Genomic DNA, 16,865 nt, shown 5'->3' with positions numbered 1-16,865 from the left:
TCCGCATCCATGGTCTCCCGCCAGTTCCCGCGCCCCGCCGAGCTGTTCGAGCTGATGAAGTTCAAGAAGCCCGAGCTGGATGGACGCAAGCGCCGCCTCGATTCGGCGCTGACGATCGAGGACCTGCGGCGCATCGCGAAGCGCCGCACGCCCACGGCGGCGTTCGACTACACCGATGGCGCGGCCGAGGGCGAGCTGTCGCTGCGGCGGGCACGCCAGGCGTTCCGGGATGTGGAGTTCCACCCGAGCGTGCTGCGCGACGTCTCGCAGGTCGACACGAGCTGCGAGATCTGGGGCGGGCCGTCGGCGCTGCCCTTCGGCATCGCGCCGACCGGCTTCACGCGCCTGATGCAGACCGAGGGCGAGATCGCCGGGGCCGGCGCGGCGGAGGCGGCCGGCATCCCCTTCACCCTGTCCACGCTCGGCACGACCTCGATCGAGGGCGTGAAGGCGGCGAACCCGACGGGCCGCAACTGGTTCCAGCTCTACGTCATGCGCGAGCGCGAGATCAGCTACGAGCTCGTGCGGCGCGCGGATGCGGCGGGTTTCGACACCCTGTTCTTCACCGTCGACACCCCGGTCGCCGGCGCGCGCCTGCGCGACAAGCGCAACGGCTTCTCGATCCCGCCGCAGCTGACGCCGGGCACGATCATCGACGCGCTGCCGCGACCGTGGTGGTGGATCGACTTCCTCACCACCCCGAAGCTCGAGTTCGCCTCGCTCACCTCGACCGGCGGCACGGTCGGCGAGCTGCTCGACTCGGCCATGGATCCGACGATCTCCTTCGAGGACCTCGACGTGATCCGCTCGCTGTGGAGCGGCAACATCGTCGTCAAGGGCGTGCAGAGCGTCGCGGATGCGCGGGCTCTCGCCGACCGCGGCGTCGACGGCGTCGTGCTCTCGAACCACGGCGGGCGTCAGCTCGACCGGGCGCCGATCCCGTTCCACCTGCTGCCCGATGTGGTCCGCGAGGTCGGCGCCGACACCACGGTCGCCCTCGACACCGGCATCATGAACGGCGCCGACATCGTCTCGGCGGTCGCGCTGGGGGCTCGCTTCACGCTCATCGGACGCGCTTATCTCTACGGCCTCATGGCCGGCGGACGCCAGGGCGTCGATCGCACGGTCGAGATCCTGCGCAGCGAGATCGAGCGCACCATGAAGCTGCTCGGCGTCGCCTCACTCGCCGAGCTCGAGCCCCGCCACGTCACCCAGCTCGAGCGTCTCGTGCCGCGGCCCCGCGCCTGACGGCGTCGACGGCGCGGCTGGTGACCTCGACGGGGCGGCTGGGTAGCCTCCCGGCATGAGCGACGAGAGCGTGCCGGCGGACCGGGCGGACGGGCCGGATCGGGCGGAGGGGACGCCGGCGACCGGCGAGGTCTTCGCCGTCGAGGGCGTCGAGAAGACGCGAGAGCGGCGGCCGGTCGCCGCGCCGCCCGAATACACGGCGCTGCGGGTCGCCGAGCCGCCCGCCCTCGACGGGCGCCTCGCCGCGCCGTGCTGGCAGCGTGCCCCGCGCTCGCCGCGGTTCGTCGACCTCGTGAGCGGCGCATCCACTGCTCTCGCGACCGAGGCGGCGATCCTCTGGGACGACGGGAACCTCTACGTCGGCTGCTGGGTCGAGCAGCCGGAGGTCACGGCGACGCTGACCGAGCGCGACAGCGAGATCTGGCGCGACGACGACGTCGAGCTGTTCATCGCGGGGCCGGACGCGGCGGGTGACGGCGCCGACGTCGATGTCGCCGTCGGTCGCGGCGCCTACTACGAGCTCGAGGTCAACGCGTTCAACACGATCTACGAGGTGCTGTTCGCCTGGGGACGTTCGCGCACGCCGTTCGGCGCCGACGCGCCGCCCGAGCTGCACGCTGATCACCCGCAGGCGGTCGCCTTCGACGGCGTCGGCTACGCGCATCCCGGCGGGCTGCGCACCGGATTCTGGGGCTGGGACCTGCCCGGGCTGCGCACCGCCGTGCACGTCGACGGCACGCTCAACGATCCGAGCACGGTCGATCGCGGCTGGACGGTCGAGATCGCGGTGCCGTGGTCGTCACTCGAGGTGCTGGCGCGGGCGGATGCTGTTGCCGGCGCGTCCTCATCCGCTGCGTCCGCGTCCGCTGCGTCCGCGTCCGCTGCGTCCGCGTCCGCTGCGTCCGCGTCCGCTGCGTCCGCGTCTGGTGCCGCCGCATCCGACCCGCGCTTCGCCGTGCCGCCGAACCCGGGTGACACCTGGCGCATCGAGGTGTCGCGGTTCAATGTCGCGAAGCACGGCGCCGACGACTCCGGCGGGTGGTCGTGGAGCCCGCACGGCGTCTGGGACTCGCATCTGCCCGAGCTCTTCCCCCGCGTGCGCTTCAGCGCCGACGAGGTCTGATCCGCTCCTGTCCGCCGGCGGGCGTTGCATCCGGGCCGCAACCGCCGTGCAACCCCGGCCTGCCTAGCGTCGGCGGTGCCGCATCCCCCTTCGACGCGGCGCCACCACGACAAGGAAGTCTGGAGAGTCGATGTCGACCACCATCCCTGCCCCCGCCGCCCAGCGCGGAGTCGTTCCCACCGGCACGATGCGCGCCGCCGTCGTCACCGCGCCCGGTGCGCCGCTGACGATCGCCGACGTGCCGATCCCGACCCCCGGGCCGCACCAGGCGCTCGTCAAGGTGCACACGACCGGCGTCTGCCACACCGACCTGCACGCCGCCAAGGGCGACTGGCCGGTCGCGCCGAAGGGCGACCTCATCCCCGGCCACGAGGGCTACGGCGAGGTGGTCGCACTCGGCGACGACGTGACCCTGCTCGAGGTCGGGCAGATCGTCGGCAACGCCTGGCTCTGGTCGGCGTGCGGCAACTGCCAGTACTGCCGCACCGGCTGGGAGACCCTCTGCGAAGAGCAGCAGAACGGCGGCTACAGCGTCGACGGCAGCTTCGGTGAGTACATGCTGGTGGATGAGAAGTTCGCCGCGCGCATCCCCGCCGGAGCCGACCCGGTCGAGGTCGCCCCGGTGCTCTGCGCGGGCGTCACCGTCTACAAGGGCCTCAAGATGACCGGAGCCCGCCCGGGCGAGTGGGTGGTCATCTCGGGCATCGGCGGGCTCGGCCACATCGCCGTGCAGTACGCCGTCGCGATGGGCCTGCGCGTCGCCGCGGTCGACATCGACGACGCCAAGCTGGCCCTCGCGAAGAAGCACGGCGCCGAGCTGGTCGTCAACGCGGCCGAGCACGACCCGGCCGAGTACATCCAGGCGCACACCGGCGGCGCCCACGGCGTGCTCGTCACGGCCGTGCACCCCAAGGCCTTCGGCCAGGCTCTCGGTGTCGCGCGCCGCGGCGCGACCATCGTCTTCAACGGACTGCCCCCGGGCGACTTCCCGGCGAACATCTTCGACATCGTGCTGCGCGCCATCACGATCCGCGGCTCCATCGTCGGCACCCGTCAGGATCTCGCCGAGGCGCTCGAGTTCTACGCCCAGGGCAAGATCCACCCGACCGTCGCCGTCGAGTCGATCGACGACATCAACGACATCTTCGAGCGGATGGAGCGCGGGCAGATCGACGGCCGCATCGTGATGCGCTTTGACGGGCCGTCGGCCGCCTGAGCCGCGGCATCGGGTGGTCGCGTCGGGTCCGCAGGCTGACGCGACCACCGGTGGCGAGAGGATGCGCATCCTCTCGCCACCCCACGACCGGGCCGGGCGGCTCATCACGCCCGGCCCGTACCCGAGCCCGCGCCGCGCGCCATCGAGATGTCGCGAGCATTCGCCGCCACTCGTGGCGTCGCGCGGCGAGCGGGATGCGAGTCGGGATGCGGCGGCTCAGCCCTCGCCCGACGCCCGCCGGTCGAGCAGCGGCGCGACGCGCAGCGGCAGCGCCTCGGTCAACACGATCGCCGTGCTCGAGCGCAGCACTCCGGGGGTCTCGAGCATCGCGTTCGTGACACGGTAGAGGTCGGCGGTGTCGCGCGCGACCACCCGCACCAGCGCATCCGCCCGCCCGGAGGTCGCGTTGATCTCGATGACCTCAGGGATGCTCGCCAGCTCGGTCAGCGCCGGCTGCGCGTTGCCCTGGCTCACCACGACCTCGACGAAGGCGACCAGGTCGTAGCCGAGGGCGCGCGGATCGACGCGCGAGCCGGGGGAGGTGAGCACCCCGTCGCGCTGCAGCCGGGCGAGCCGCGCGGCGACCGTGTTGCGGGCGACGCCGAGCGTCGCGGAGAGCGCGACCGTCGTCGCCGCGGGGTCGTCGTCGAGGGCGCGCAGGATGCGGGCGTCGAGCTGATCGATGCGGTCCATGTGCGCATTCTGCTTAGTCAGCGAAGGCAGATCAAGCAGATCGATGTATCGAGGTCGGATCGGTAGAGCTCCACGCGCATCTGCGCCGATGATCGTGACGTGACCCTCCGCATCCCGTTCCCGCGCCGGGCCACCCCCGCGATCCCTGCCGCTGCTGCGTCGGCTCTCGATCCTGCCCGCCCGCACCTCTCGGGACCGGGCCATCCCGACCCGGCACCGCATCCCGAACCGGCCCTGCATCCCGAACCGGCCCCGGCCATCCCGATCCCGCACGGCCGCGTCGAAGACGTCGCGGGGCTCCTCGTCGGCGTCGTGCTCGTCTCTCTCGGACTCTTCGTGCTCAAGGCCGGCGGCGTCGTCACCGGCGGCACCGCGGGCATCGCCCTGACGATCAGCTACGCGACGGGATGGTCGTTCCCGCTGCTGTTCGCACTGGTCAACCTCCCGTTCCTGGCGTTGGCGATCGGCCGCCGCGGCTGGAGCTTCACCCTCCGCTCGTTGCTCTGCATCGTCGGAGTCTCGCTCGGAGCCGCCGGTCACGCGCTGCTCTGGCCGCCGGTCGAGCTGCCGCCGATCTACGCCGCGATCGCGGGCAACGTGCTGTGCGGCATGGGAGTGCTGGCGCTGTTCCGGCACCGGTCGAGCGTGGGCGGCTTCGGCATCCTGGCGCTGATCCTGCAAGACCGCTTCGGCTGGCGCGCCGGCTGGCTCATGCTGGCGATGGATGCGGTCGTCCTCGTCGTCGCCCTCACCGTGCTGCCGCCGCTCGTCTTCGCGGTCTCGGTCGCCGGAGCCATCGTGCTCAACGGCATCGTCGCCCTCAACCACCGGCCGGGCCGCTACACCGGAGCCTGAGAGCCCGCGCGTCGTCGCGCTTCGCGGCGCCCGAGGTCCGAGGGATCAGCGCGCGAGCGTCGGGTGGCCAAAGATTGCACGCTTCTGCGGCGTGTCGCGTGTGATTTGTGGCCACCCTCGAGGTGCGGCGTCGGGATGGGCTCGCGGGGTGGCCAGAGAGTGCACGCTTCTGCGGCGTGTCGCGTGTGATTTGTGGCCACCCTCGATCTCCGGCGCTCGACGATCGGCGCCCGGTATACAGAGAGTGTCGGGACCGCGACGAAGAGTCGACAAGATGCGCGCTCGGGATACACGGGCGTAGGGTGGCCCCGATGCGTGCGAGCGAGGCGGCCTACGAGCGACTGCGGGATGACATCGTCACCTGGCGCCGTCGGCCCGGCTCCGTGCTGAGCGAGATCGACCTCGCCGCCGAGCTCGGCGTCTCCCGCACGCCGTTGCGTTCCGCCCTCGCCCGCCTCGCGATGGAGGGACTCGTCGACACCTCCCGCCGCACCGCCGTCGTCTCCGCGGTCTCGGCCGACGGCGTGCGCGAGCAGTTCGAGGTGCGCGAGCCGCTCGAGGTGCAGGCCGGCCGCCTCGCTGCCCGCCGCGGCGATCCGGCCGTCTTCGCGGCGCTCGCCGCGCGCTTCGCCGCCGCCGCATCCACGCTCGACGAGGGCGGCATCGACGCGTACTACGCCGTCGTCGCCGACTTCGACGAGGCTGTGGCGGATGCGGTGGGCAACTCGGCCCTGCGCGCCGCGCTCGCCGGCATCCGCACGCACCTCCAGCGCGCCCGCCGCAACGCGGCCGACGACGCCGACCGGCTGCTACGCGCGGCCGACGAGCACCGACTGATCTGCGCGGCGATCCGCGACCGCGACGAGGTGCTCGCCGCCTCCGCGACGACCGTGCACCTGCGGGCTTCGCTCGCCCACCTTCTCGACACGCTCGACCGCGCAGAGTCGGCTGCCGCCGCGTCCGCGGCTGCCGCCGCTGCCGCCGCCAGCACGCCCGGCCACGCGTCCGCCGCCGTCGCATCCCTCTCACCCAGCCCCGAGAAAGGCCGCCCATGAACCTGCACCCCCTGCGCGTCTACCGCAGCGAGGAGCCGCTGCCCCGCGAAGAGCAGCTGGCGTGGAAGGTCGCCGAGGTCGCCGCCGACCCGGTCGCCGTCGAGCCGGAGGTGGTCGACATGATCATCAACCGCGTGATCGACAACGCGGCCGTCGCGACCGCGAGCCTGGGCCGCGCGCCCGTCGTCGCCGCACGCGGGCAGGCCGAGGCCAACCCGAAGACCCCCGGCGCGACGGTGTTCGGCATCGACCCGACCGGCGCCGGAACCGGCATCGGCAGCAGCAACAGCGGAGCCCGCTTCAGCCCCGAGTGGGCCGCCTTCGCGAACGGCGTGGCCGTGCGCGAGCTCGACTTCCACGACACCTTCCTCGCCGCCGACTACTCGCACCCGGGCGACAACATCCCGCCGATCCTCGCCGTCGCGCAGCACACCGGTCAGGATGGCGCGGCCTTCGTGCGCGGCGCCGCGACCGGATACGAGATCCAGGTCGACCTGGTGAAGGCGATCAGCCTGCACAAGCACAAGATCGACCACGTCGCGCACCTCGGCCCGAGCGCCGCGGCCGGCATCGGAACCCTGCTCGGCCTCGACCCGGCCGTGATCTACCAGGCGATCGGCCAGGCCCTGCACACGACCACGGCGACCCGACAGTCGCGCAAGGGCGAGATCTCCACCTGGAAGGCCTACGCGCCCGCCTTCGCCGGCAAGATGGCGATCGAGGCCGTCGATCGGGCGCTGCGCGGCCAGACCAGTCCGAGCCCGATCTGGGAGGGCGAAGACGGCGTCATCGCCTGGCTGCTCGACGGGCCGGATGCGCGCTACGAGGTTCCGCTTCCGGCCGCTGGCGAGGCGAAGCGCGGCATCCTCGACACGTACACGAAGGAGCACTCGGCCGAGTACCAGGCGCAGGCCTGGATCGACCTGGCGCGCAAGCTCGGCGCCGAGCATCCCGAGCTGCGCGACCCGGCGAACGTGGCGAGCATCCTCATCGCCACCAGCCACCACACGCACTACGTGATCGGCTCGGGCGCGAACGACCCGCAGAAGTACGACCCGACCGCGAGCCGCGAGACGCTCGACCACTCGGTGCCGTACATCTTCGCCGTCGCCCTGCAGGACGGCACGTGGCACCACGCCGACTCCTACGCCCCCGAGCGGGCCGCCCGCCCCGACACGGTCGCGCTGTGGCACAAGATCACGACGGCCGAGGATGCGGAGTGGACGCGCCGGTACCACTCGATCGACCCGGCCGAGAAGGCCTTCGGCGGTCGCGTCGAGATCGAGCTCGCGGATGGACGCCGCATCGTCGACGAGATCGCGGTGGCGGATGCGCATCCGCTCGGCGCCCGGCCCTTCGCCCGCGCCGATTACGTGCGCAAGTTCCGCGAGCTGGCCGAGCCGGTGCTCGCGGGCGCCGAGATCGAGCGCTTCCTGGCGCTGGCCGAGCGCCTGCCCGAACTGACCGCCGCCGAGCTCGGCGGGCTCACCGTCAGTGTCACCGAGGGCGCCCCGATCGGCGCTCTGCCCGCCTCCCCGAAGGGACTGTTCTGATGCTGCAGTCGACCCTGCCGCCGCACGAGAAGCGCGCCGCCTTCCGCGAGGCGCTCGCGAGCGGCAAGCTGCTGCGCCTGCCCGGCGCCTTCAACCCGCTGAGCGCGCAGCTGATCCAGGAGAAGGGTTTCGAGGGCGTCTACGTCTCGGGCGCCGTGCTCAGCGCCGACCTCGGCCTGCCCGACATCGGGCTGACCACGCTCACCGAGGTGTCGCAGCGCGCCGGCCAGATCGCCCGCGTGACCGACCTGCCGACGCTGGTGGATGCCGACACCGGCTTCGGCGAGCCGATGAACGTCGCGCGAACGGTGCAGCTGATGGAGGATGCGGGCGTCGCCGGCATCCACATCGAAGACCAGGTCAACCCGAAGCGCTGCGGGCACCTCGACGGCAAGGAGGTCGTGGACGAGTCGACCGCGCTGAAGCGCATCGCCGCCGCGGCCGCCGGGCGGCGTGACGCGAACTTCCTGATCATGGCGCGCACCGACATCCGCGGCGTCGCCGGCGGAGAGCAGGGCCTGCGCGACGCCGTCGACCGGGCAAAGGCGCTGGTGGATGCGGGCGCCGACGCGATCTTCCCCGAGGCGATGGCGACCCTCGAGGAGTTCGCCGCGATCCGCGCCGCCGTCGACGTGCCCGTGCTGGCGAACATGACCGAGTTCGGCAAGAGCGAGCTCTTCACCGTGTCGCAGCTCGAGAGTGTCGGCGTGAACCTCGTGATCTTCCCGGTGTCGCTCCTGCGTCTCGCGATGGGCGCCGCCGAGCGCGGCCTCGACGCGCTCGGCACCGAGGGGTCGCTGCAGAGCCAGGTGCCGAGCATGCAGACCCGCGCGCGGCTCTACGAGCTCGTCGACTACTCCGGCTACTCGGAGTTCGACGCGGGCATCTTCACCTTCGACCTCGGCAACAACCGACAGAGCTGAGGATGCGCAGTGCCGGGCTGAGCGCCGGGCGAGAGCCGCGCATCCATCCTGTGAACCGGGCGCCCGCGGGCGCACACTGACCTCACCCCCTCAACCGCCGCCCGCACCGGGCGCATCCGCCTCTCGAGGCGCCGCGAAGGAGCGACATGACCGACACCGACATCAAGAAGGGCCTCGCGGGCGTCGTGGTCGACACGACCTCGATCTCGAAGGTCAACCCGGAGACGAACTCGCTGCTGTACCGCGGCTATCCGGTGCAGGAGCTCGCCGCATCCCTGTCGTACGAGCAGGTGGCCTGGCTGATCTGGCACGGCGAGCTGCCGACCGAGGCCGAGCTGGCGGAGTTCACGGCGCGCGAGCGGGCCGGCCGCGCCCTGGCCGACAACGTGAAGGCGGCGATCGACCTGACGCCGACGAGCTCGCACCCGATGGATGTCGTGCGCACCGCCGTCAGCGTGCTCGGCGCGAACGACCCGCAGACCGACGACTCGAGTCGCGAGGCGAACCTGGCGAAGTCGGAGCGGCTGTTCGCGGCGATCCCCGCGATCGTCGCCTACGACCAGCGCCGCCGCCACGGGCTCGACGTGGTCGCCCCGCGCGACGACCTCGACTACTCGCGCAACTTCCTCTGGATGACCTTCGGCGATGAGCCGAGCGACGCGGCCGCCGAGGTGTTCCGGGTCTCGATGGTGCTCTACGCCGAGCACTCCTTCAACGCCTCGACTTTCACCGCGCGGGTGGTCACGTCGACGCTCGCCGACCTGCACTCGGCCGTCGTCGCGGCGATCGGCGCGCTCAAGGGTCCGCTGCACGGCGGTGCGAACGAGGCCGTCATGGACGTCTTCGACGAGATCGGCTCGGCCGACGGCGCCGAGGCGTGGCTGGATGCGGCGCTCGCCGAGAAGCGCAAGATCATGGGCTTCGGCCACCGCGTCTACAAGAACGGCGACTCGCGCGTGCCGACGATGCAGGCCGCGTTCGAGAAGCTCGTCGAGTCGGGCGAGTTCCGGGGTGTCGGCGGCGCCGAGGTCTCCGCCGGTCGCGGACCCGATCTCGTCGCGCTCTACCACCGCCTCGCCGACGCGATGGAGGCGAAGAAGAGCATCAAGCCGAACCTCGACTACCCGAGCGGCCCGGCCTACCACCTGCTCGGCTTCGACACGAAGACGTTCACGCCGCTGTTCGTCGCCTCGCGCGTCGTCGGCTGGACCGCCCACGTCATGGAGCAGCTCGAGGCGAACGCACTCATCCGCCCGCTCTCCGAGTACGTCGGCCCCGACGAGCGGCACCTCCAGAACTGAGTTCTCGGGAACCGACGAAGGGCCGCCGATCGCGATGATCGGCGGCCCTTGTCGTGTCAGGCGGACGCGGGATGCGGAACGCGGATGCGGCTCAGGCCGCGTCGAGGTCGGTCGCGAGCAGATCGCGCAGCTCGGCGAGCACCTCGTCTTCGCGCTCGCCGGTGACGTCGAGCTCGACCTCGGCGCCGTGTCCGGCTCCCAGGGTGAGCAGCGCGATCAGGCTCGCGGCGTTCACCGCGGGCTTGTCGCCGGCGGTCAGCCGGATCGTGACGGCGTGGCCGGTCCTGGCGACGGTCTGGGCGAACAGCGAGGCGGGGCGGGCGTGCAGTCCGGACGCGGAGGCGACGACGACGGTCGCAGTGGCGGTCATGCGCGGGCCTCGATCGCCTCGCGCACGGTCGCGACGACGTTCTCGACCGTCATGCCGCGCGCGGCGAGGGCGTCGGCGGCGGGTGCCGAGAGGCCGAAGCCGTCGATGCTCAGGATGCGACCGTGCGGGCCGGCGACGTCGTGCCAGCCGAAGGAGGTCGCGGCCTCGACCACGACGCGCACGTCGAGCTCGGCCGGCAGCACGGCGGCGCGATAGTCCGCATCCTGCTCGGCGAACCACTCGCGCGAGGGCATCGAGACGACGCGCACCTGCACGCCGTCGGCGGCGAGCTGCTCGGCGGCGCCGAGCGCGAGGCTGACCTCCGAGCCGGTGGCGACGATCAGCGCGGCCGGCGCGGCGGCATCCCGCACGACGTAGGCGCCGCGGCGCACGCCCTCGGCGACGACATCGGCGGGCGTCGCGGCGACCTCGATCGGCTGGCGGGCGAGCACGAGTCCGGCCGGGCCGCGGCGCTGCAGGATGGCGAGCCAGGCGGCGGCGGTCTCGGCGGCGTCGGCAGGGCGCACGACGCTGAAGCCGGGCATGGCGCGCAGCGCGGCGAGGTGCTCGATCGGCTGGTGGGTGGGCCCGTCGGAGCCGAGGGCGACCGAGTCGTGGCTCCACAGGTAGGTGACCGGCAGGCCCATGAGGCTGGCGAGCCGGATCGCGGGGCGCTGGTAGTCGCTGAACACCAGGAAGGTGCCCGCGAAGTGGCGCTGCCCCGAGACGAGCGTGATGCCGTTCATCGCGGCGGCCATGGCGTGCTCGCGCACACCCCAGTGCACGTTGCGGCCGGCCGGGCTGGCCGGCAGGAAGGAGCCGCCGCCGTGGATCGCGGTGCGGTTGGGCTCGGCGAGGTCGGCCGATCCGCCCCACAGCTCGGGCATGACCTCGGCGAGCGCCTGGATGATCTTGCCGGAGGCGTCGCGGGTGGCGAGCGCCTCACCGGGCTGCCAGGTCGGGAGCGCGGCCTCGAGCCCCTCGGGCAGCAGGCCCGACTGGGCGCGGGCGAGCTGCGCGGCGGCCTCGGGGTGGGCGGCGCTCCAGGCGTCGAAGCGCTGCTGCCACTCGGCGTGCTGCGCGGCGCCGCGGGTCAGCGCGGTGCGGGTCGCGGCGAGTACCTCGTCGGCGACCTCGAACGGCCCGGTCGTGACGCCGAGAACCTCGCGCATCGCGGCCGCCTCGGCCTGGCCGAGCGGGGCGCCGTGGGATGCGGCGGTGCCGACGGCGTTCGGGGCGGGCCAGGCGATCTGCGATTTCAGCACCACCAGGCGCGGCCGCCCGGTGCGCGGGGCGGCGAGCGCCGCATCCAGCGCGGGCACATCGACGTCGCCGTCGGCGGCGAGCTCGACGCGGTCGACCTCCCAGCCGTGGGCGCGGAAGCGCGCGGCGACGTCCTCCGAGCTCGACAGGGTGGTCGAGCCCTCGATCTGGATGTCGTTGTCGTCGTAGATCACGACGAGGTTGTCGAGGCGGTGGTGCCCGGCGAGCGCGGCGGCCTCGGCCGAGATGCCCTCCTGGATGTCGCCGTCGGAGGCGAGCACCCACACGGTGCGGTCGAACGGCGAGGTGCCGAGTGCGGCGTCGGCGTCGTAGCTCGCGCGCTCGTGCTTCATCGCCATGGCCATGCCGACGGCCGTGGCCAGTCCCTGGCCGAGCGGACCCGTCGTGGTCTCGACACCGGGCGTGTGGCCGTACTCGGGGTGCCCGGGAGTGAGCGAGTCGAGCGCGCGGAAGGAGCGCAGGTCGTCGAGCTCGAGGCCGTAACCGGTGAGGAAGAGCTGCGTGTACAGCAGGATGCTGGCGTGCCCGCACGAGAGCACGAAGCGGTCGCGGCCCGCCCAGTCGGGGTTCGCCGGGTCGTGGCGCAGGTGCTTCTGGAACAGCAGCTCGGCGACGGGCGCGAGGGCGATCGCGGTGCCGGGGTGTCCGGATCCGGCGGCCTCGACGGCGTCGAGCGCGAGCAGGCGGGCGGTGGTCACGGTGTCGACGTCGCGGGCGACGACGGCATCCGTGCCGGCGGCGTCGGTGGTCGGGGCGGCGGGGACGGCGGTGCTCATGCGTTCTCTCCTCGGCATCGTCGACCTCGGTGTTGTCGACAGCGGCGACGATAGTGTAATAATCATGTCGTCATAACGAATCAGGACGAAACTGATCCAATGTGACGGCACCCGACACCCGCGGCACGGCCGCAGGGCACCCGAACTCGACGAGGAGGCGCCGATGCCCATCGCCAACGGCACGAGCAAGTACGTGGCCGTGCGCGAGCACCTGCTCACGCGCATCCGCGACCTCGAGGTCGGCACGCGCCTGCCCGCCGAGCCGGTGCTCTGCGACGAGTACGGCGTCAGCCGCATCACCCTCCGCCACGCAGTCGACGGCCTCATCGCCGACGGCTTCCTCGTGCGCGAGCAGGGCCGCGGCACCTTCGTCTCCGCACCGCGCTACGCCTCCCGCTACCCCGAGCGCTTCGCCGACCAGGTCAGCGGGTTCCACACACAGCAGAGCCGCGAGGGGCACGCCGTGCACACCCGCGTGATCGGCTTCGAGGATGCGGCGGCCGGCGCCTTCAGCTCCGACAAGCTCGCCGTCAACAGCGCCGACCGCGTCGCCCGCCTCACCCGCCTGCGCTACGTCAACGACGCCCTGCACCACCTCGCCGTGACCGACCTGCCGCTCGAACGCTTCCCCGGCATCCTCGACGCCGACTTCACCGACGGCTCGCTCTTCGACTACCTGCGCGGCGCCGGCGTGACCCTCGCCCGCAACGAGGTCGTCGTCTCGCTCGACACCGCCGACACCGCCCTCGCCCAGCACCTCGGCGTCGAGGTCGGCGAGAAGGTGCTGCGCGTCGACTCCACCGTCTACGACTCCGATGACGTCGCCGTCTCGTACGGCACCTCGCACTTCACCCCCCAGAACAGCGAGATCGCCTTCGGCCTGCACGGCTGATGGCGACCACGACGACCCGCCTCACGAACATCCACCGTCAAGAAGGCCCCATGCTGAGCGACCACCTCACCCCCGAGCGCATCCTCTTCGCCGACGACGTCGACGGCTGGCGCGACGCCGTCCAGCGCGTCGCCGCGCCGCTGCTCGCCGACGGCTCGATCGAGCCCGGCTACGTGCAGGCCATGCTCGACTCGATCGCCGCCGGCGGCACCTACATCGACCTCGGCTTCGGCATCGCTCTCGCGCACGCCCGCCCCGAAGCGGGCGTCAACCGCACCGGACTCAGCTCCCTGCGCGTGCGGCCCGCCGTGCTGCTCAACGACGAGGCCGCGCATCCCATCGACCTCTTCCTGTGCCTGGCGGCCTCCGACCCGACCGGACACCTGGAGACCATGCAGGAGCTCGCCGGCCTGCTCACCGACGCCGAGCAGCGCGACGCGCTGCTCGCGGCCACCACCCCCGCCGAGGTCTCGGCGGTCATCGATCAGAACGGAAACGAAGGATGAAGTTCCTCGCGGTCTGCAGCACAGGGCTGGGCTCCAGCTTCATGGTGCACATGAACATCGAGAAGGCGCTCAAGCAGCTCGGAGTCACCGGGGTCGACGTCGACCACGCCGACCTCGGCTCGGTCGCGAAGGGCGACGCGGATGCCGTCTTCGTCGGCGCCGACCTCGCCGAAGCCGCGGCCGGTCTGGGCGACGTGGTGGTGCTGAACAGCATCATCGACCAGAACGAGCTCACCGAGAAGGTGCGTGCCGCGGCCGAGCGTCACGGAATCGCCGTCGGGGGTGCCGAGTGAACCCCGTCGTCGACGGCATCCTCTCCGTCTTCCTCGATCTGTTCCGTCAGCCGGCGATCATCGTCGCGCTGATCTCGCTCGTCGGCCTCGCCGTGCAGCGCAAGTCGTTCAGCGACGTGCTCAAGGGCACCGTGCGAACCCTCGTCGGATTCCTCGTGCTCGCCGCGGGCGCCGGGGTCGTCGTCGGCTCGCTCGGCTTCTTCGGCGAGATGTTCCAGCACGCCTTCAACGTGCAGGGCGTCGTGCCGAACAACGAGGCCATCGTCGGCCAGGTGCTGCTGAAGTACGGCTCGGCAGCCGCGCTGATCTTCTTCTTCGGCATGATCGTGAACATCGCCCTCGCGGCGCTGACTCGCTTCAAGTTCATCTACCTCTCGGGTCACGTCGCCTTCTACATCGCGGCGATGATCGCCGTCATCCTCGGCGTCGCCGGCTTCGACACCTGGGCCGTGGTGCTCTGGGGCTCGCTCGCGCAGGGCGTCTACATGACCCTCTCTCCGGCGCTCATCCAGCCGTTCATGCGCAAGGTCACCGGCAACGACGACGTCGCGCTCGGCCACACCGGCGGCGTCGGCATCGCGCTCAGCGGCCTCGTCGCGACGGTCACCCGCGGCAAGGGGAACTCGAAGTCGACCGAGGACATCAAGTTCCCGAACGGCCTCGGCTTCCTGCGCGACACCACCGTGATCGTGGCCCTCTCGATGGCCGTCATCTACGTGATCGTCGGGCTCTTCGCCGGCGCTCCGTACATCGAGGACAAGCTCAGCGACGGCCAGAACTTCCTCGTCTTCCTGCTCATGCAGGCGGCGACGTTCTCGGCGGGCGTGTTCATCATCCTCGCCGGCGTGCGCGTGGTGCTCGCCGAGATCATCCCCGCGTTCAAGGGCATCTCCGACCGACTGGTCAAGAACGCGAAGCCGGCCCTGGATGTGCCGATCGTCTTCCCGTTCGCGCCGAACGCGGTGCTCATCGGCTTTCTCTCGAGCTTCGTCGGCGGCATCGTCGGCCTGGTCGCGATGGTCTTCATGGGCGGCGCGATCATCGTGCCCGGCGTCGTGGCGCACTTCATGACCGGCGCCGCCTCGGGCGTCATCGGCAACGCCGCGGGCGGTCGTCGCGGGGCGATGCTCGGCGCCTTCGCCAACGGCCTCGCGATCACCTTCCTGCCGCTGCTGCTGCTGCCGGTGCTCGGTGAGATCGGCTTCGCGAACTCCACGTTCTCCGACGCCGACTACGGCATCGTCGGCCTGTTCCTCGGCTGGCTCTCGGTCGGCGGCGGGCAGATCGCCGTCATCGCCGGCATCCTGGTGTCGATCGTGGCGATGTTCGTCGCGACCTTCGCGCTGCGCGGACGCGACCGTCGTCGCGCCGCCGTCGCGGCGACGGACGACGCGGCCGAGTCGGAGTCGATCTCGGCGAAGTGATCTGAGAAGCGGACGGCGGCGCTGCGCGACCTCGGTCGCCCGGTGCCGCCGTTCCGCGTGGAAGCCCGAGCCGAGTCGCGTCGCGCCACGTGGTGACGCGAGCTGAGCGGCACGAAACGGATGCCGGCCCCGGCCGGCCAGAAGGAGGAACCATGGTGCGCATCCCGGTCGAGGGCGTGCTGTTCGACTGCGACGGCGTGCTCGTCGACTCGCTCGAGTCGGCTGCGCGCGCCTGGGGAATCTGGGCGGCCCGCTGGGCGCCCGCCTTCGACTTCCGCCGCGACATCGTGCACGGCGTCCGCGCCGTCGACACGGTGCGCAGCCTCGTGGCCGCCGACGACGTCGAGCGTGCCAACGCCGAGCTCGAGCGCCTCGAGGTCGAGCACGTCGACGGAACCCGGGCGATCCCGGGCGCCGTCGAGCTCACGGACGCGCTGCCGCAGGGCCTCTGGACCGTCGTCACCTCGGGTGCCCGCGAGCTCGCCGCCCGCCGCCTGGCCTCCGCCGGCGTCGCCCGGCCCGACGGGATCGTCGCTGCTGAGGACGTCGCCCGGGGCAAGCCCGATCCGGAGCCGTACCGCCGCGGTGCCGAGCTGATCGAGCGCGATCCGGCCCGCTGTGTCGTGTTCGAGGATGCGCCGGCCGGCATCGCCGCCGCCCGCGCGGCCGGCGTCGGCACCGTCATCGGCGTCGGCCTCCCGGCCGGCGCGGGGTCGCCCGACCTGCTCGTCGCCGACCTGCGCGCCGTGAGCTGGGTCGACGGCGCCCTCGTGGTCGCCCCGCTCGAGCCGGCGCCCGCCGCCTGAGCCGACCGGCGCCGCACCTGCGTGCGCGGTTTCGGACGAGGATGGTCGCCGATCCCCACCGCGGCTCCGTGGATGCGCGCATCCGAAACCGCGCACGCGGCCCGCACCGGCCGCGGCGTGCGGTGCGGTGCGGTGCGGTGCCGCGATCCCGCGCTGCGCAACGTCGACGTGTGCAGTTTCGCACGGAGCCGGCCGCTGAGCCCGGCCGCGGCTTGACGGTCCTCTGCATCCGCAACCGCGTACCCGGCCCGGCCGCACCTCGCATCGCCGAGCGTGCGATTCTCGCCGAACGGGCGTACCGTGACCTCTCGTGAAGAACGGGAACACGACGCCCCGCGGGCGTGAGGAGGTCGCTGGCGCGCTCTGCGCCGGCACCAGGTAGACGCGGTCGCTCGACCCCGCGCATCCACCTCATCTCCTCGTCCGGCTCCGCTTCACGACGGCTCGCATCCTCATCTCTCCCGCGCGACCACCTCGCGTCGCGCCGCAGCTCGCGGATGCCCGCTGCTCTCGTGCGCGCACAGCGTCGCCCGCGTGTCGTCGCCGG

The 16,865-nt window shown here is 72.1% G+C and carries 16 protein-coding genes; 13 read left to right on the top strand and 3 right to left on the bottom strand.

The features are described 5' to 3' along the window. Window positions 1-9: 9 nt before the first annotated feature. The 3 genes from BJ979_RS00720 to adhP all read left to right on the top strand — a co-directional run bounded on the left by BJ979_RS00720 (window position 10) and on the right by adhP (window position 3,587). Complete coding sequence (locus BJ979_RS00720) at window positions 10-1,248, top strand: alpha-hydroxy acid oxidase (RefSeq protein WP_179564238.1); 1,239 nt, start codon at window positions 10-12, stop codon at window positions 1,246-1,248. A gap of 55 nt (window positions 1,249-1,303) precedes the next feature. Further along, window positions 1,304-2,371, top strand: coding sequence for a carbohydrate-binding family 9-like protein (locus tag BJ979_RS00715; protein ID WP_179564236.1), 1,068 nt, complete (start codon window positions 1,304-1,306; stop codon window positions 2,369-2,371). Between the two features lie 187 nt (window positions 2,372-2,558). Continuing rightward, window positions 2,559-3,587: an alcohol dehydrogenase AdhP gene (gene adhP, locus BJ979_RS00710; protein WP_179569869.1), complete on the top strand. Its 1,029-nt coding sequence runs from the start codon at window positions 2,559-2,561 to the stop codon at window positions 3,585-3,587. 216 nt (window positions 3,588-3,803) lie between these two features. On the opposite strand, the gene BJ979_RS00705 is transcribed toward adhP, so the two are convergent. Continuing rightward, entirely contained in the window at window positions 3,804-4,280 is a 477-nt protein-coding gene (locus BJ979_RS00705; protein ID WP_179564234.1) for an Lrp/AsnC family transcriptional regulator, read from the bottom strand. Window positions 4,281-4,379: 99 nt separating this feature from the next. On the opposite strand from BJ979_RS00705, the gene BJ979_RS00700 reads away from it, so the two are divergent. The 5 genes from BJ979_RS00700 to BJ979_RS00680 all read left to right on the top strand — a co-directional run bounded on the left by BJ979_RS00700 (window position 4,380) and on the right by BJ979_RS00680 (window position 9,967). Further along, on the top strand, window positions 4,380-5,135 hold the full coding sequence (locus tag BJ979_RS00700) for a YitT family protein (RefSeq protein WP_343046533.1): 756 nt from the start codon (window positions 4,380-4,382) through the stop codon (window positions 5,133-5,135). Window positions 5,136-5,446: 311 nt separating this feature from the next. Further along, on the top strand, window positions 5,447-6,190 hold the full coding sequence (locus BJ979_RS00695) for a GntR family transcriptional regulator (protein ID WP_179564232.1): 744 nt from the start codon (window positions 5,447-5,449) through the stop codon (window positions 6,188-6,190). Beyond that, the gene (locus BJ979_RS00690; RefSeq protein WP_179564230.1) at window positions 6,187-7,743 is read left to right on the top strand and encodes an MmgE/PrpD family protein; all 1,557 of its coding nucleotides are present in this window, start codon (window positions 6,187-6,189) and stop codon (window positions 7,741-7,743) included. Before BJ979_RS00695 ends, BJ979_RS00690 begins: the two co-directional genes overlap by 4 nt. Further along, the gene (gene prpB / locus BJ979_RS00685) at window positions 7,743-8,666 is read left to right on the top strand and encodes a methylisocitrate lyase (RefSeq protein WP_179564228.1); all 924 of its coding nucleotides are present in this window, start codon (window positions 7,743-7,745) and stop codon (window positions 8,664-8,666) included. The genes BJ979_RS00690 and prpB overlap by 1 nt, the downstream gene beginning before the upstream one ends. Before the next feature lie 146 nt (window positions 8,667-8,812). Then, window positions 8,813-9,967: a bifunctional 2-methylcitrate synthase/citrate synthase gene (locus BJ979_RS00680; RefSeq protein WP_179564226.1), complete on the top strand. Its 1,155-nt coding sequence runs from the start codon at window positions 8,813-8,815 to the stop codon at window positions 9,965-9,967. Between the two features lie 91 nt (window positions 9,968-10,058). On the opposite strand, the gene BJ979_RS00675 is transcribed toward BJ979_RS00680, so the two are convergent. Further along, the gene (locus BJ979_RS00675; protein ID WP_179564224.1) at window positions 10,059-10,337 is read right to left on the bottom strand and encodes an HPr family phosphocarrier protein; all 279 of its coding nucleotides are present in this window, start codon (window positions 10,335-10,337) and stop codon (window positions 10,059-10,061) included. Beyond that, window positions 10,334-12,397, bottom strand: a complete 2,064-nt coding sequence (gene tkt / locus BJ979_RS00670; protein WP_179564222.1) for a transketolase — start codon at window positions 12,395-12,397, stop codon at window positions 10,334-10,336. Before tkt ends, BJ979_RS00675 begins: the two co-directional genes overlap by 4 nt. A gap of 163 nt (window positions 12,398-12,560) precedes the next feature. Between tkt and BJ979_RS00665 the strand changes: the two genes are divergently transcribed. The 5 genes from BJ979_RS00665 (at window position 12,561) to BJ979_RS00645 (ending at window position 16,318) form a co-directional block, all read left to right on the top strand. Further along, window positions 12,561-13,289 carry a GntR family transcriptional regulator gene (locus BJ979_RS00665; protein ID WP_179564220.1) on the top strand — a complete coding sequence of 243 codons (729 nt, stop codon included), beginning with the start codon at window positions 12,561-12,563 and terminating at the stop codon, window positions 13,287-13,289. Continuing rightward, window positions 13,289-13,795 (top strand): PTS sugar transporter subunit IIA, encoded by a 507-nt coding sequence (locus BJ979_RS00660; protein WP_218853402.1) that lies wholly within the window; start codon window positions 13,289-13,291, stop codon window positions 13,793-13,795. The genes BJ979_RS00665 and BJ979_RS00660 overlap by 1 nt, the downstream gene beginning before the upstream one ends. Continuing rightward, entirely contained in the window at window positions 13,792-14,088 is a 297-nt protein-coding gene (locus BJ979_RS00655; RefSeq protein ID WP_179564218.1) for a PTS sugar transporter subunit IIB, read from the top strand. Before BJ979_RS00660 ends, BJ979_RS00655 begins: the two co-directional genes overlap by 4 nt. Next, complete coding sequence (gene ulaA, locus BJ979_RS00650; RefSeq protein WP_179564216.1) at window positions 14,085-15,512, top strand: PTS ascorbate transporter subunit IIC; 1,428 nt, start codon at window positions 14,085-14,087, stop codon at window positions 15,510-15,512. Before BJ979_RS00655 ends, ulaA begins: the two co-directional genes overlap by 4 nt. Before the next feature lie 152 nt (window positions 15,513-15,664). Further along, window positions 15,665-16,318, top strand: a complete 654-nt coding sequence (locus BJ979_RS00645; RefSeq protein WP_179564214.1) for an HAD-IA family hydrolase — start codon at window positions 15,665-15,667, stop codon at window positions 16,316-16,318. Window positions 16,319-16,865: the final 547 nt, after the last annotated feature.

Source organism: Schumannella luteola (assembly GCF_013408685.1).
In the GTDB taxonomy this organism is placed as follows: Bacteria; Actinomycetota; Actinomycetes; order Actinomycetales; family Microbacteriaceae; genus Schumannella; species Schumannella luteola.
This window is presented reverse-complemented; position numbering and strand designations above follow the sequence as displayed.

Bases quoted from the DNA above. Each gene is read 5' to 3' on its own strand.
- BJ979_RS00660 (WP_218853402.1), top strand. From the start codon at position 13,289: ATGGCGACCACGACGACCCGCCTCACGAACATCCACCGTCAAGAAGGC.
- tkt (WP_179564222.1), bottom strand. From the start codon at position 12,397: ATGAGCACCGCCGTCCCCGCCGCCCCGACCACCGACGCCGCCGGCACG.
- BJ979_RS00705 (WP_179564234.1), bottom strand. From the start codon at position 4,280: ATGGACCGCATCGATCAGCTCGACGCCCGCATCCTGCGCGCCCTCGAC.
- BJ979_RS00665 (WP_179564220.1), top strand. From the start codon at position 12,561: ATGCCCATCGCCAACGGCACGAGCAAGTACGTGGCCGTGCGCGAGCAC.
- BJ979_RS00720 (WP_179564238.1), top strand. From the start codon at position 10: ATGGTCTCCCGCCAGTTCCCGCGCCCCGCCGAGCTGTTCGAGCTGATG.
- BJ979_RS00695 (WP_179564232.1), top strand. From the start codon at position 5,447: ATGCGTGCGAGCGAGGCGGCCTACGAGCGACTGCGGGATGACATCGTC.
- BJ979_RS00675 (WP_179564224.1), bottom strand. From the start codon at position 10,337: ATGACCGCCACTGCGACCGTCGTCGTCGCCTCCGCGTCCGGACTGCAC.
- BJ979_RS00690 (WP_179564230.1), top strand. From the start codon at position 6,187: ATGAACCTGCACCCCCTGCGCGTCTACCGCAGCGAGGAGCCGCTGCCC.
- BJ979_RS00715 (WP_179564236.1), top strand. From the start codon at position 1,304: ATGAGCGACGAGAGCGTGCCGGCGGACCGGGCGGACGGGCCGGATCGG.
- prpB (WP_179564228.1), top strand. From the start codon at position 7,743: ATGCTGCAGTCGACCCTGCCGCCGCACGAGAAGCGCGCCGCCTTCCGC.
- BJ979_RS00645 (WP_179564214.1), top strand. From the start codon at position 15,665: ATGGTGCGCATCCCGGTCGAGGGCGTGCTGTTCGACTGCGACGGCGTG.
- adhP (WP_179569869.1), top strand. From the start codon at position 2,559: ATGCGCGCCGCCGTCGTCACCGCGCCCGGTGCGCCGCTGACGATCGCC.
- BJ979_RS00655 (WP_179564218.1), top strand. From the start codon at position 13,792: ATGAAGTTCCTCGCGGTCTGCAGCACAGGGCTGGGCTCCAGCTTCATG.
- BJ979_RS00680 (WP_179564226.1), top strand. From the start codon at position 8,813: ATGACCGACACCGACATCAAGAAGGGCCTCGCGGGCGTCGTGGTCGAC.